Annotated in this window: 12 protein-coding genes; 4 read left to right on the top strand and 8 right to left on the bottom strand. The window is 71.6% G+C overall.

Annotated features, from left to right (window positions below; translation table 11 throughout):
• The first annotated feature begins 129 nt into the window (after window positions 1-129).
• The gene (locus IRY44_RS03975; protein ID WP_194799100.1) at window positions 130-522 is read left to right on the top strand and encodes an SCO5389 family protein; all 393 of its coding nucleotides are present in this window, start codon (window positions 130-132) and stop codon (window positions 520-522) included.
• A 39-nt stretch (window positions 523-561) separates the two neighbouring features.
• On the opposite strand, the gene IRY44_RS03970 is transcribed toward IRY44_RS03975, so the two are convergent.
• Entirely contained in the window at window positions 562-966 is a 405-nt protein-coding gene (locus IRY44_RS03970) for a Fur family transcriptional regulator (protein WP_194799099.1), read from the bottom strand.
• A 228-nt stretch (window positions 967-1194) separates the two neighbouring features.
• Between IRY44_RS03970 and IRY44_RS03965 the strand changes: the two genes are divergently transcribed.
• The 3 genes from IRY44_RS03965 to IRY44_RS03955 are packed head-to-tail and all read left to right on the top strand — an operon-like array spanning window position 1195 to window position 3643.
• Window positions 1195-1788, top strand: a complete 594-nt coding sequence (locus tag IRY44_RS03965) for a copper chaperone PCu(A)C (RefSeq protein WP_194799098.1) — start codon at window positions 1195-1197, stop codon at window positions 1786-1788.
• On the top strand, window positions 1785-3017 hold the full coding sequence (locus tag IRY44_RS03960; protein ID WP_194799097.1) for a Dyp-type peroxidase: 1233 nt from the start codon (window positions 1785-1787) through the stop codon (window positions 3015-3017). Before IRY44_RS03965 ends, IRY44_RS03960 begins: the two co-directional genes overlap by 4 nt.
• 20 nt (window positions 3018-3037) lie before the next feature.
• Window positions 3038-3643: a copper resistance protein CopC gene (locus tag IRY44_RS03955; RefSeq protein ID WP_194799096.1), complete on the top strand. Its 606-nt coding sequence runs from the start codon at window positions 3038-3040 to the stop codon at window positions 3641-3643.
• 22 nt (window positions 3644-3665) lie between these two features.
• Here IRY44_RS03955 and IRY44_RS03950 read toward each other — a convergent pair whose 3' ends face one another.
• The 7 genes from IRY44_RS03950 to IRY44_RS03920 form a co-directional block, all read right to left on the bottom strand.
• Entirely contained in the window at window positions 3666-4655 is a 990-nt protein-coding gene (locus tag IRY44_RS03950; RefSeq protein ID WP_194799095.1) for a LacI family DNA-binding transcriptional regulator, read from the bottom strand.
• A 316-nt stretch (window positions 4656-4971) separates the two neighbouring features.
• Window positions 4972-7050, bottom strand: a complete 2079-nt coding sequence (locus tag IRY44_RS03945; RefSeq protein WP_370584840.1) for an RICIN domain-containing protein — start codon at window positions 7048-7050, stop codon at window positions 4972-4974.
• 246 nt (window positions 7051-7296) lie between these two features.
• Window positions 7297-8799 carry an L-arabinose isomerase gene (araA, locus tag IRY44_RS03940; RefSeq protein ID WP_194799094.1) on the bottom strand — a complete coding sequence of 501 codons (1503 nt, stop codon included), beginning with the start codon at window positions 8797-8799 and terminating at the stop codon, window positions 7297-7299.
• A 26-nt stretch (window positions 8800-8825) separates the two neighbouring features.
• Window positions 8826-9818, bottom strand: a complete 993-nt coding sequence (gene yjfF / locus IRY44_RS03935) for a galactofuranose ABC transporter, permease protein YjfF (protein ID WP_128137185.1) — start codon at window positions 9816-9818, stop codon at window positions 8826-8828.
• Window positions 9815-10885: an ABC transporter permease gene (locus IRY44_RS03930; RefSeq protein WP_194799093.1), complete on the bottom strand. Its 1071-nt coding sequence runs from the start codon at window positions 10883-10885 to the stop codon at window positions 9815-9817. Before IRY44_RS03930 ends, yjfF begins: the two co-directional genes overlap by 4 nt.
• On the bottom strand, window positions 10882-12423 hold the full coding sequence (locus IRY44_RS03925; RefSeq protein ID WP_194799092.1) for a sugar ABC transporter ATP-binding protein: 1542 nt from the start codon (window positions 12421-12423) through the stop codon (window positions 10882-10884). Before IRY44_RS03925 ends, IRY44_RS03930 begins: the two co-directional genes overlap by 4 nt.
• 72 nt (window positions 12424-12495) lie before the next feature.
• Entirely contained in the window at window positions 12496-13491 is a 996-nt protein-coding gene (locus IRY44_RS03920) for an ABC transporter substrate-binding protein (RefSeq protein WP_194799091.1), read from the bottom strand.
• Window positions 13492-13520 lie beyond the last annotated feature (29 nt).

The following is a 13520-nucleotide window of genomic DNA, read 5'->3' as shown; positions in this document are numbered from 1 at the left end:
CGCCGGACGGCGGGTGGGCCTTCGGGTCCGCCCGCCGTTTCGCGTGCGCCGGTAGTTGACGGACCGTCAGTCGCATGGTGTGCTCAATCGGTAATGGAAACCGTATTCGTTAGCGATGACGGAGGACCCATGTCGCTCACCGTTCCGCCCGCCCTGCTGCACGCCGCCGAGACCGGTCCCGTGAACGAGGAGGAGTTCGTCGCCTGCGTCCGCGACTCCCTGCCGTACGCCTGGGAGACGGTCAGCCGGGTCGCATCCGACCTGGCCGCGTCCGACGCCGAGTTCGCCGACAACGTGGTGCCGCCGCCGGGCGACGCCGAGCGCGGGCAACTCCTGCGCGCACTCGCCAGCGACGCGATCCGCGCCGGCCTGGAACGGCACTTCGGGGTGACGCTGGCGTTCCAGAACTGCCACCGGGTGGCAGCGTTCCGCCCCGGCGCGGCCGGCTCCGAGGCGTACCGCCGGTTCACCTCCAGCCGGGGCCAGTTGCTCAACCAGTCACCGACGCTGCGCAACTGCTGACGGTGGCCCGCCGCGGGCGGGTCACCGCCCGCGGCCGGCTCACGCGGCGCAGCGGTCGCAGGTGCCGAAGATCTCCAGGGTGTGCCCGACGTCGGTGAAGCCGTGCTGCGCGGCGACCTGGTCGGCCCACCGCTCCACGGCCGGGCCGGCCACCTCCACGGCCCGGCCGCAACGGCGGCAGACCAGGTGGTGGTGATGGCGGCTCTGGCTGCACCGCCGGTAGAGGTGCTCGCCGCCGGGTAGCCGCGCCGAGTCGATCTCGCCGTTGTCGACGAGCATCTGCAGCGTCCGGTACACCGTGGTGAGGCCGACCTTCGCCTGCCGCTGGACGAGCATCTGGTGCAGCTGCTGCGCGCTGTGGAAGCCGTCCAGCTCCCGCAGCAGCGCGAGCACCTCGGCGCGCTGGCGGGTGTTGCGGGTCGCCCCGGTCGTCACCTGGCTCACCGTCGCCTCCCTCGTCCGGGCACCCGCCTGGCACCCTCGTCCGGCCGCGGCCGTGCCCGGCGCGCCACTGACACCCGGAACCATTATGCCTTCCGGGCGCACCGCCGATCCCCGGTCGGCGACGGTCCGCCGGGCGGGGTGTGACGTGATCGACCACCCGGGCCGGAACTATCCGGCGTACCGCGCCGACAAACGGTACGAACACCGGATCTTCGAGGGGACGACGTCATGCCCAGCACCACCAGCCGCCGCTTCCTGCGCCCGGCGGCCCTGATCGGCGCCGCCGTGCTCGCCGCGTCGGTCACCGCCTGCGGGTCCTCGGACACGCCGTCCGCCGCCACGCCGTCCTCGGCTTCGGCGTCGGCCTCGGCCCCGGCGAGCGCGGCGGCGGGCGTGCTCACCGTCCGCGACCCCTGGGTGAAGGCCGCCGACAAGGGCATGACCGCCGCGTTCGCCACGCTCGCCAACGACGGCGACACCGACGTCACGATCACCGGGGTGACCACCGACGTCTCCCGGGCCGAGATCCACGAGATGGCCATGACCGACGGCAAGATGGCGATGCGACAGAAGCAGGGCGGCGTCGTGGTCGCTGCCCGCTCCCAGGCCGCCCTGGAGCCCGGCGGCGACCACCTGATGCTGATGGACCTGACCCGCCCGGTGCGCCCCGGCGACCAGCTCGACATCACGCTCACCTTCGCCGACGGCCGGACCCAGACGTTCACCGCGGTGGCGAAGCCGTTCACCGGCGCCCAGGAGTCCTACGCACCCGGCCACGGTGAATCCCCGATGCCGGAAATGAGCATGAGCCCGGCGTCATGAGCGACAGTCCCGCCACGCCCCGCCGGGTGAGCCGGCGTGGCCTGCTCACCGGCGGCGCGATGGCCGCCGGGGGCGCGCTGGCCGGCGCCGGCGCCCTCACCGCCGTCCGTTCCGGCACTGCCGGGGTACGCCCCGACGACGCCGTCCCGGTGGCCCAGGTCGGCAGCGCGGTCGAGCCGTTCCACGGCACCAGGCAGTCCGGGGTCACCACCGACCCGCAGGCGCACGCCGCGTTCGTCGCGTTCACGCTGCGCCCCGGCACCGACCGGGCCGCGCTCGGGCGGATGCTGCGGCTGCTCTCCGACGACGCGGCCCGGCTCACCCAGGGCCGCCCGGCGCTGGCCGACACCGAGCCGGAACTGAGCGTCCTGCCGGCCCGGCTGACAGTCACGTTCGGCTTCGGTCCCGGGCTCTACGCCGCCGCCGGGCTCGACGATCGGCGGCCCACCTCGGTGGCCGACCTGCCCGCGTTCGGCATCGACCGGCTGCAACCCCGCTGGTCCGGCGGGGACCTGCTGCTGCAGATCTGCGCCGACGACCCGCTCACAGTCGCCCACGCCCAGCGGGTCCTGGTCAAGGACAGCCGTCCGTTCGCCGTCGTCCGCTGGGTGCAGCAGGGCTTCCGCCGGGCCGCCGGCGCCGAGCCCGGGCGTACCCAGCGCAACCTGTTCGGGCAGCTCGACGGCACCGCCAACCCGAAGCCCGGCAGCCCGGCGGACACCGCGGTGTGGGTGACCGACGGACCGGACTGGCTGCGCGACTCGACCACGCTCGTGGTGCGGCGGATCAGCATGAACCTGGAGACCTGGGATCTGCTGGGCCGCGCCGACCGGGAACTCGCCGTGGGGCGGCGCCTCGACACCGGCGCGCCGCTGACCGGCCGGGCCGAACACGACGAGCCCGACTTCGCCGCGCTCGGCCCCGACGGGCTCACCGTCATCCCCGACTTCTCGCACCTGACCCGGGCCCGCGTCACCGACGACCGGCAGAAGATCCTGCGCCGGCCGTACAACTACGACGGCGTGCCGACGCCCGAGGGCGACGCGGACAGCGGGCTGGTCTTCGCCTCGTACCAGGCCGACATCGCCGCTCAGTTCCTGCCCATCCAACGCCGGCTCGCCGAGCGCGACCTGCTCAACGAGTGGACCACCCCGATCGGCTCCGCCGTGTTCGCCGTACCGCCCGGCTGCCCCGAGGGCGGCTGGATCGGCCGGCAACTGCTCGGCTGACCAGCACAGGAAGGCGCGTCATGCGTACCCGTTCCGTCACCGCGCTGCTCGCCGCGGTCTTCACCGCCCTGCTGCTGGTTCCGGCCACACCGGCGGCGGCGCACAACTCGCTCCAGGAGGCCACGCCGGCGCGCGACGCCCGGCTCACCGCCGCGCCGACGCAGGTCACGCTGCGGTTCATGCAGGGACTGAACCCCTCCTTCACCACGATCACGGTCAGCGATGCCGGTCAGCGCAAGGTCCCCACCTCCGCACCGGCGGTGAACGGTGCCACCGGCACCGTGACGATCGACGAGCCGCTGGGCAACGGCACCTACACGGTCGCGTACCGGGTGGTGTCCCGCGACGGCCACCCGGTCCAGGGGTCGTACCGCTTCACCGTGGCCGACCCGGCCGCGCCCGCACCGTCGGCTCCCGCGTCGTCGCCGGCTCCCGCATCGTCGCCGGCTGCCGCGTCGACCGGCGTGGACGCCGCGGGCGGGCCGGACGCCTCGGGCGCGCGGCCCGGCGACGACGGCCCGCCGGTCGCGCTGCTTGCGGGTGGGGCGGCCGCCGGTCTGCTCGTGGTCGCCGGAATCGTGCTGCTGATCGCGCGCCGGGTGCGCGCTCACCGCACTGACCACTGACGGCGAGAGGGCCGCGCGCGCCTCAGCGGGCGGGCGGCGGGCCGACGCTGCGGCGCGGCACCAGCGTCGGCGCGATCGTCTGCCGCAGCGGCCCGACGGTCTGGGACTCGATCTGTGCCAGGAGCAGGTCCAGGCTCGCCGCGGCGACAGCGCCGAAGTCCGGCCGGACGGTGGTCAGCGGCGGGATGAAGTATGCCGCCTCGGGCACGTCGTCGAACCCGACCACGCTGATGTCGTCGGGGACGCGGCGGCCGTGCTCGTGCAGCGCCCGCAGCACGCCCAGCGCCAGGTGGTCGTTGGCGGTGAAGACGGCGGTGACCTCCGGCATCCGGGCCAGCATCTGGCCACACCGGTAGCCCGCCGCAGCCGACCAGTCGGCATGGACCAGCGGCGGGATCTCGGCGCCGGCCAGCCGCAGCGCCTCACGCCACCCCTCGATCCGGCCGGCGCTGTCGAACCAGTCCGACGGCCCGGACACGTGCCACACCGTGCGGTGCCCGGCGGCCAGGAGGTGCTCGGTGGCGGCCCGGGCGCCGGCGACCTGGTCGACGGTGACAAGCGGGATCGGCCGCCGCGGGTCGCCGTCGACAGTCACCAGCGGCACGTCCTGGGGCAGCCGTTCCAGCGCCTCCCCGGCGGACTCGACCGGCGCGATCACCACGATGCCGGCGACCCGGTGCGCCAGGTGCCGTTCCACGGCGGCCGAGATGGAGCGGTGGTCGAGGTCGCGGACGCTGCCGACGCTCACCGCGAAGCCGGCCTCGGCGGCGGTCTGCTCCAGCGCCGCGAGCAGCGACGCCGGGCCGTAGAGCGTGGTGTTCTGCGCGACCACGCCGATCACCTGGGACCGGCCGGTCACCAACGCGCGGGCCGCGCGGTTGGGCCGGTAGCCGAGTTCGGTGATGGCGGCCTGCACCCGCAGCCGGGTCTGCTCACGCACGTTGGGATGCCCGTTGAGAACCCGGGAGACCGTCTGGTGCGATACCCCGGCGAGGCGGGCCACGTCCGTCATCGCAGGACCGCGCACGGCCACCTCACTTTCGCCACTGCCCGCGGCCACACCCGGTCGATCTCGACCGGACCGTCCCGGGTGGCGACAGTCTACGCCAGCGGTCCCATCGGTATCGGCACCGTCGATCGCCCGTTCCCACAGTGGCGCGGCGATAACGGGGAATCGACAGGCGGCTCATTCCCTTCCGTTACGCAGGGCACGAACAGGCAGCTCGGAGCGGGTGGAATTGCGCCCGGGGTGCGGCATTTCCGGCGATTGCCGGAGCCGCACCCCGGGTTGTCGAAGATGTGTCAACGGCCGCGAATGGTGACCGTTGTCACGGTGTCGTCAGCGAGAACTGCCGCACCGTCACCGCGCCGCCAAGGGATTGGGTGGCGTAGTTGAAGAAGCCGAACCGGTAGCCCATGAAGAACTGCCACGCGTTGTTGAGCGTCAGCGCGTTGCCCAGCGACACGAAGTTCACCCCGTCGGTGCTGTAGGAGAACCGCGCCTGCCGCCCGGAGCCGGGCCGGATGTCGGCGTTGGCCCGCAACCAGATCCGCCCGCCGGACACCGCCGCGCCGGCGATCTCCGTCCCGGTGCTCGTGGTGTTCCAGTTCGAGCCCATGGTCAGACCGTTCGTCATCACCACCCGGGTCGCGCCGTTGTCCCGCCGTACGCCGATCCAGGCCGAACTGTCCCGCAGCATCGCCAGGCCGGCCCGGTCACCGTCGCGCATGGTCGAGTAGTCCAGCTCGATGGTGCCGGTCGAGGTCGGCCCCTGGATGCGGTGGGTGAGCGTGTTGCGGGCCCGGTACAGGTCGTTCGTGACGGTGGCGGTCTGCAACCGCAGGCCGTTGTTCACCGACCACCTGCTGTTGTCCGGGTTGTGGTTCCACTCGTACTGCACGCCGAGCGTGGTGCCGGAGAACGTGTCGGTGCCGGTGAGCGGCTTGACCGGACGGGTCGGCAGCGGGTTGGGGTAGCTCGCGCCCCAGGCCCCGTTGACGGTCTGCAGCTGCGGCCAGCCGTCGGAGGTCCAGGTGATCGGCGCCAGCGTCGGCATCCGGCCGCCCGGGTACGCGTCGGTGAACGCCATGTAGTACCAGGCGCCGGTCTGCGTCTGCACCAGCCCGCCCTGGTGCGGTACGCCGCCACCGGAGATCGGGCCGGGCAGGTTCAGCAGCACCTGCCGCTGCTCGTACGGGCCGAACGGGCCGTTCGTGGACTTCAGCACGTACTGGCCGTTGGCCGGCCGGGTCAGCCAGATGTAGTACGCGCCGTTGCGCTTGTAGAAGCGCGCCCCCTCCAGCGTGCCGATGCTCGACGGCGTCTGGTAGACCTGCTGGGCCCGGACCTGGCTGCGCCCGTCGGCGGACAGCTGGGCCACGCTGATCGTGCCGTTGCCGTACGCGACGTACATGGTGTCGTTGTCGTCGATCAGCATGCCGGCGTCGTAGTAGCAGTTGGGGATGGTGCTCAGGCGGCTCCACGCCCCGTCCACGGCGGTGGCGGTGTAGATGTGGGTCTGCGCGAAGTCGATGCACCCGGCCCAGTAGAACGTGCGGTTGCTCGGCCGGTAGTTCAGCGTCGACGCCCAGATGCCGTCCACGTACGCCTGCTCGCTCGCGCTCAGGTCGTACTTGGTGCCGAACTCCAGCCGCGGCACCGAGTGCCCGGCGAACTCCCAGTTCACCAGGTCCCAGGAGCGCAGCACCGGGGCGCCCGGCGAGTAGTGCATGGTGGAGGCGGACATGTAGTAGACGTCGCCGACCCGAATGATGTCGACGTCGGCGAAGTCCTGCCAGACGGCCGGGTTGGTGAAGTTGCCGCTCGGCGTGCCCGGGTCACCCGGGTTGCCGCCGACCCGCACCAGCTGCCACTGCTGGTTCGCGCCGTTCCAGTCGTCGTACTGCACGATGTTGCCGCCGTCCGCGGTGGAGGCGTTCTGCACTTCCATCACCTTGTTCGAGTTCCGGTTGATCAGCCGGACGTACCCGCCGTCGGAGTCGGCCAGCCGGAACTGCTGGTTGGTGCCGCCGTGGTCGGTCCACTGGACCACCGCCGCGCCGTTGGCGGTGGACGCGCCGGTCACGTCCAGCACCTTGCCGGAGTGCCGGGACCGCAGCCGGTAGTAGCCGCCGCCGGAGTCCACGAACTGCCACTGCTGCCAGGCACCGTCGTTGCGCGTCCACTGGGTGATCCGCGCCCCGTCGTTGGTGGCCTGGTTGTACAGGTCCAGCGCCTTGCCGCTGTTGCGGTTCACCAGCACGTAGTACGCGCTGGTGTCCACAGTGGCCGCCGAGACGGGCGCGGGCACGGCGCCCACCACCACGCCACCGACAAGCAGCGCCACCACCCCGGCCATCAGCCGGGACAAGCGCCCACGTCCACGGGACAGTCGAGCCGTCACCATGATCCTCCTTCGTCGACCGGAGCCCGGGCACGGCGGCACGCGCCGACGACGTCGGCGTTATCGCTAACAGCGATGCCCACCCAGGCGGGAGTCGGATCCCTGGCAACTGCGGCGCAGATCGCGCCCGGAACGGCCCGCGAGCGGTGCCGGTGACCCTATCCATCGACTGTGAGCGATAACATGTCGTTCGTCAAGCCGTAACGAGGGGCACCGCCGCGCGGGCCGGCACGATCGGCCGGCGAGGGCTCAGAAGCCCCGGGCGAGCCGGTAGTACGCCTGGTTCCAGCGCAGTTCGTCGGCGAAGCGGTGCGGACGCGTCTCGGCGTCGATGACCACCAGCTCGGTGCGGGCCATCGCGGCCAGGTCGCGCAGCTCCTCCACGCCGACAGCCTGGGACAGCACGGTGTGGTGCGGCGCGCCCGCGGTGATCCACGCCTCCGCCGAGCCGGCCAGGTCGGGCTGCGGACGCCAGACAGCGCGGGCCACCGGCAGCCGGCGCAGCGGGTGCGGCGGCGGCACCACGTCCACCGCGTTGGCGACCAGCCGGAACCGCTCCCCCATGTCCGCCATGCCCAGCACCACGGCCGGGCCGGGCGCGGCATCGAAGACCAGGCGTACCGGGTCCTCCCGGCCGCCGATGCTCAGCGGGTGCACCTCCGCGCTCGGCACGTCGGCGGCGATGCTCGGGCACACCTCCAGCATGTGCGCGCCGAGGATCAGCTCCTGGCCGAACGTCAGGTCGTAGGTGTAGTCCTCCATGAAGGAGGTGCCGCCCGGCACGCCGACGGCCATCGCCTTGAGCGTGTGCACCAGCACCGAGGTCTTCCAGTCCCCCTCGCCGCCGAAGCCGTAGCCCTCGGCCATCAGGCGCTGCACCGCGATCCCGGGGAGCTGGCGCAGCCCGCCGAGGTCCTCGAAGTTCGTGGTGAACGCCCGGAACCCGCCGGCGTCGAGGAACGCGCGCAGGCCCAGCTCCTGGCGCGCCGCGTACCGCAGCGAGTCGTGCCGGTCCCCGCCGGGCCGCAGCTCGGCGGCGACGCGGTAGGTGTCGTCGTACTCCTTGACCAGGTCGTCGACCTGGGCGTCGGGCACCTGGTCGACGGCGGCCACCAAATCGTTGACGCCGTAGGTGTTGACCGAGACGCCGAAGCGCAGCTCCGCCTCGACCTTGTCCCCCTCGGTGACCGCGACGTCGCGCATGTTGTCACCGAAGCGGGCCAGCCGCAGCGTCCGCACCGCGGACCAGCCGATCGCGGCGCGGGCCCAGGCCGCGACCCGCCCGACGACCCGCGGGTCGGTGACGTGCCCGGCGACGGTCTTGCGGGCCACCCCGAGCCGGGTCTGGATGAACCCGAACTCCCGGTCGCCGTGCGCGGCCTGGTTGAGGTTCATGAAGTCCATGTCGATGTCGTCCCACGGCAGCGCCACGTTCGCCTGCGTGTGCAGGTGCAGCAGCGGCGTGCGCAGCGCGTCCAGCCCGGAGATCCACATCTTGGCCGGGGAGAACGTGTGCATCCAGGCGATCACCCCGACCGCGCCCTGCGTGGCCGCGTCCCGGCAGGCGGCGAGGATGTCCGCGCTGGAGGTGAGGACCGGCTTCCAGACCACGCGTACGGGGATGTCCGGCGACTCGTCCAGGCGCGCGGCGATCTGCCGGGACTGCTCGGCGACCTGCCGCAGGGTGTCCTCGCCGTAGAGGCCCTGGCTGCCGGTGAGGAACCAGACCTCGGGCTGGGGGTGAGTTGCCATGTTGTTGCCTTCCGCGCTAGGAACCGTCACTTGAACCGGATGCCGATGAGGCGCTGGAGGAGGATGAACGCGAACAGCAGGCCGCCGATCACGATCTTGGTCCACCAGGAGTTGAGGCTGCCGTCGAACGTGATCAGCGTCTGGATCACGCCCAGCACCAGCACGCCGAGCACGGTGCCGAAGACATATCCGGAGCCGCCGGTGAGCACGGTGCCGCCGATCACCACGGCGGCGATCACGTCGAGCTCCATCCCGACGGCGATCAGCGGCGCGCCGGACAGCGTGTAGAACGACAGCAGAATGCCGCCGATGGCCGAGCAGAGCCCGCTGATCGTGTAGACGGCGATCCGGGTCCGCGCCACCGGCAGGCCCATCAGCAGCGCCGACTGCGCGTTGCCACCGACCGCGTACACGTTGCGGCCGAACCGGGTGTACGCCAGCACGTACGCCGCGATCAGCACCACGGCGAACGCGATCAGCACGCTGATCGACACGAAGTTACCGGCCGGGTCGCCGATGCGCTGCTGCGACATCGAGGTCCAGAAGCCGTCGGTGATGGAGATCGAGGCGTCGCTGATGAACGTGCACATGCCCCGGGCGAAGAACATCCCGGCGAGTGTCACGATGAACGGCTGGATCTCGAAGAAGTGGATCGCGCAGCCCATCAGGAAACCGAGCGTCGGGCCGATCAGCAGCGCGATCACCAGCACCAGGGCGGCGGGCAGGCCGTCGCGCAGCAGCGACGCCGACACCATCGCGGTCATCGCCACCACCGAGCCGACGGACAGGTCGATGCCGCCGGTGAGGATCACGAACGTCATACCGACCGCGACGACGAGCAGGAAGCCGTTGTCGATGAAGACGTTGAAGACGACCTGGACGTTGGAGAAGGCGCGGTACTGGGACACGCCGATGCCGTACATGACCAGCAGCAGGGCGAGCGTGGCCAGCACCGGGACGTGCCGCCGGGGCAGGCTGGGCCGCCACGACCGGCCGGTGGTCAACGACGTGCTGCTCATGCCGGCACCTGCTCCTTCTCCCGCTGCGGTGCCGCCGGGCCGGGTTCGGCCCCGCGCCGTCGCCGGCGCAGCCGGGCCCGGAACGCCGGGGCCTGCACGAGGCAGACGGCGATGACGACGACGGCCTTGAACAGCAGCGACGTCTGCGGCGAGATGTTCATCGCGTACACGGTGGTGGTCAGGGTCTGGATGATCAGCGCGCCGAGCACGGTGCCGCCGAGGGAGAACCGGCCGCCGGCCAGCGACGTGCCGCCGATGACGACGGCCAGGATCGCGTCGAGCTCGATCCACAGGCCGGCGGCGTTGCCGTCGGCGCTGGAGACGTTCGCGGTGACCATGAAACCGGCGAGCGCGGCACAGGCGGCGCTGATCACGTAGACGAGGAAGACGATGCGCCGCGACCGGATGCCGGCGAGTCGGCTGGCCTCGGCGTTGCCACCGACCGACTCGACGATCAGGCCGAGCGCGGTGCGGCGGGTGAACGCGGCCACGAGCAGCGCGGCGGCGAGCGCGATCAGGATGGCCAGCGGCAGCGTCAGGAAGTGCCCGAGCCCGATCGCCCGGTACGGACCGGAGTTGATGGTGATGATCTGGCCCTCGGTGACCAGCTGGGCGATGCCCCGCCCGGCCACCATGAGGATCAGCGTGGCGATGATCGGCTGAATGCCGATGACCGCCACGAGTATCCCGTTCCAGGCGCCGAGCACGAGCGCGGCGCCGAAGGCCAGTGCGAGCGCGGTGGCCACCGTGGCCGGGCTGTTCTGGTCGGCCGCCCCGCTGATGTGCAGGCAGGCGATCGCGCCGCTGATCGCGCAGAGCGAGCCGACCGACAGGTCGATGCCGCCGGTGGCGATGACGAGCGTCATCCCGAGCGCCACCAGGATCAGCGGCGCGCTCAGCCGGAGGATGTCGATCGGCGTGCCGTACAGGTGGCCGTTCTTGACCTCGACGGCGAGGAAGCCGGGACGGTAGACGGTGTTCGCGGCGATCATGACCACGAGTACGAGTGCCGGCCAGAACAGGCGGTGGCCGGTCAGCGGGCGGAGGCGGTCGGCGACGGCGGTCACGGGGTCACCTCCTCCCGGGGCGTTCCACTGGCGATGGTGCGCATGACGCGGTCGGCGTCGAGCGTGTCGTCGTTGTCGAGCTGGGCGACCATCTCGCGGTCGCGCATCACCGCGACCCGGTGGCTCAGGCGCAGCACCTCCTCCAGCTCGGCGGAGATGAACAGCACCGCCATGCCGCCGTCGGAGAGCTGCACCACCAGCTTCTGGATCTCGGCCTTGGCACCGACGTCGATGCCACGGGTCGGCTCGTCCAGGATCAGCAGGCGCGGCTCGGTGATCAGCCAGCGGGCCAGCAGCACCTTCTGCTGGTTGCCGCCGGAGAGGTTGCGCACCGGCAGCTCCGGGTTGGCCGGGCGGATGCTCAGCGCCTCGACGTACCTGCGGACCAGCTCGTCCTGGCGGCGGCGCGGAATCGGACGCAGCCAGCCACGCGCGGCCTGCATCGCCAGGATCATGTTCTCCCGGACGGTGAGTTCCGGGACGATGCCCTCGGCCCGGCGGTTCTCCGAGCAGAACCCGACGCCCTGACCGATGGCCTGGATCGGGTTGCGGACCGGAGCCCGGCCGCCGTCGAGCCGGACCTGGCCGTGGTCGGCCCGGTCCGCGCCGAAGATCAGCCGCGCCACCTCGGTCCGGCCGGAGCCGAGCAGGCCGGCCAGGCCGACCACCTCGCCGGCGTGGATGCGCAGGCTGAACGGGGCGACCGCGCCGCGCCGGCCGAGTTCGGCGGCGTCCACGAGCGGCGCCGCGCCGCCGGCCTCGACGGTGGCGCGCTTCTGCTGCTCGTCGAGCCGCTCCAGCACGTCCAGCTCCTGCCCGATCATCTTCTCGACCAGGCTGAACTGCGGCAGCTCCTCGGTGCGGTACTCCCCCACCAGCGTGCCGTTGCGCAGCACCGTGATCCGGTCCGCGATGCCGTAGACCTGGTCGAGGAAGTGGGTGACGAACAGGATCGCGATCCCCTCGTCACGCAGCTGCCGCATGATCCGGAACAGCTGCGCCACCTCGCCGGCGTCCAGGCTGGACGTCGGTTCGTCCAGGATCAGCACCCGGGCCCGCACGTCGATCGCCCGGGCGATGGCGACCATCTGCTGCACCGCCAGCGAGTACGAGCCGAGCGGCGCGGAGACGTCGAGGTCGAGGTCGAGCCGGGCCAGCAGGTCGCGGGCCCGGCGGCGCATCTCGCCCCAGCGCACCGCGCCGAACCGGCGGGGCTCCCGGCCGATGAAGACGTTCTCCGCCACCGACAGGTTGGTGCAGAGGTTGACCTCCTGGTACACGGTGCTGACACCGGCCGCGGCGGCCTGCATCGGACCGGAGAACGAGACCTGCTCGCCGTCGAGCGTGACGACGCCCGCGTCGGTCCCGTAGACGCCGGTCAACACCTTGATCAGGGTGGACTTGCCGGCGCCGTTCTCGCCCATCAGGGCGTGGACCTCGCCCGGGAACAGCCGGAAGTCGACGTCGTGCAGCGCGCGGACCCCGGGGAAGGTCTTGCTGATGCCGGTCATGGTCAGGACCGGACGGTTACCCGTCATCCCATCGGACCTCTTCTTCGACGGTGGTGGTACGGGGGCCGCCGTCGGTTGCGACGGCGACCCCCGGGTGACTCAGTACTTGCGGTTGGGCAGTGCCTCCTTGGCCTGCTCCTGGGTGAACGTGGTCTCCTCGGTCTCGATCCGGGCGGGCACGTCCTCGCCGGCCTTGACCTTCTTGACCAGGTCCATCAGCTGCGGGCCGAGCAGCGGGCTGCACTCCGCGATGAAGTTGAACTTGCCGTCCGCGAGGGCCTGCATGCCGTCCTTCACCGCGTCGACGGTGATGATGGTGATGTCCTTGCCGGGCGTCTTGCCGGCCGCGGTGATCGCCTCGAGCGCGCCCAGGCCCATGTCGTCGTTGTGCGCGAAGAGCACGTCGATCTTCGGGTTGGCCTTGAGGAACTGCTCCATCACCTGCTTGCCGCCGGCGCGGGTGAAGTCACCGGTCTGCGAGGCGACGATCTTCAGGTTGGGGTTGGCGGCGATCGCCTCGGCGAAGCCCTTCTTCCGGTCGTTTGCCGGCGCCGAGCCGGTCGTGCCCTGCAGCTCGACGATGTTGACCGGGCCGGACGCCGACTTCTTCTGCTCCACCAGCCACTCGCCGGCGAGGCGGCCCTCCTTGACGAAGTCCGAGCCGAGGAACGTCTTGTAGAGCGACTTGTCGGCCGAGTCGACGGCGCGGTCGGTCAGGATCACCGGGATCTTGGCGTCCTTGGCCTCCTTGAGCACGGTGTCCCAGCCGGACTCCACCACCGGCGAGAAGGCGATCACGTCGACCTTCTGCTGGATGAAGTTGCGGATCGCCTTGATCTGGTTCTCCTGCTTCTGCTGGGCGTCGTCGAACTTCAGCTCGATGCCCGCCTCGGCCGCCGCCTCCTTGATCGAGGTGGTGTTGGCGGTGCGCCAGCCACTCTCGGCGCCCACCTGGGAGAAGCCCAGGACGATCTTGTCGTTGCCGTCGCCGGAACCGCCGCCGGTGTCGCTGTTGCCGCACGCGGCCATGCTGGCGGCGAGCAGCACGCCGGCGAACGCCGCGATGACCGTGCGTGCCGTGCTCCTGCTTCTCATCGATTCTCCTCCGGGGTTGGATGTTCCGG

The sequence above is a fragment of the Micromonospora sp. ANENR4 genome (assembly GCF_015354395.1).
Taxonomy (GTDB): domain Bacteria; phylum Actinomycetota; class Actinomycetes; order Mycobacteriales; family Micromonosporaceae; genus Micromonospora; species Micromonospora aurantiaca.
The sequence above is the reverse complement of the archived record's forward strand: the minus strand, read 5'-3'. Positions and strand labels throughout refer to the sequence as shown.

What these genes read in the sequence shown, in the direction of transcription:
- IRY44_RS03975 (WP_194799100.1), top strand. Translation starts at nt 130, where the DNA reads ATGTCGCTCACCGTTCCGCCCGCCCTGCTGCACGCCGCCGAGACCGGT.
- IRY44_RS03965 (WP_194799098.1), top strand. Translation starts at nt 1,195, where the DNA reads ATGCCCAGCACCACCAGCCGCCGCTTCCTGCGCCCGGCGGCCCTGATC.
- IRY44_RS03960 (WP_194799097.1), top strand. Translation starts at nt 1,785, where the DNA reads ATGAGCGACAGTCCCGCCACGCCCCGCCGGGTGAGCCGGCGTGGCCTG.
- IRY44_RS03955 (WP_194799096.1), top strand. Translation starts at nt 3,038, where the DNA reads ATGCGTACCCGTTCCGTCACCGCGCTGCTCGCCGCGGTCTTCACCGCC.
- IRY44_RS03950 (WP_194799095.1), bottom strand. Translation starts at nt 4,655, where the DNA reads ATGACGGACGTGGCCCGCCTCGCCGGGGTATCGCACCAGACGGTCTCC.
- IRY44_RS03945 (WP_370584840.1), bottom strand. Translation starts at nt 7,050, where the DNA reads ATGGTGACGGCTCGACTGTCCCGTGGACGTGGGCGCTTGTCCCGGCTG.
- araA (WP_194799094.1), bottom strand. Translation starts at nt 8,799, where the DNA reads ATGGCAACTCACCCCCAGCCCGAGGTCTGGTTCCTCACCGGCAGCCAG.
- yjfF (WP_128137185.1), bottom strand. Translation starts at nt 9,818, where the DNA reads ATGAGCAGCACGTCGTTGACCACCGGCCGGTCGTGGCGGCCCAGCCTG.
- IRY44_RS03925 (WP_194799092.1), bottom strand. Translation starts at nt 12,423, where the DNA reads ATGACGGGTAACCGTCCGGTCCTGACCATGACCGGCATCAGCAAGACC.
- IRY44_RS03920 (WP_194799091.1), bottom strand. Translation starts at nt 13,491, where the DNA reads ATGAGAAGCAGGAGCACGGCACGCACGGTCATCGCGGCGTTCGCCGGC.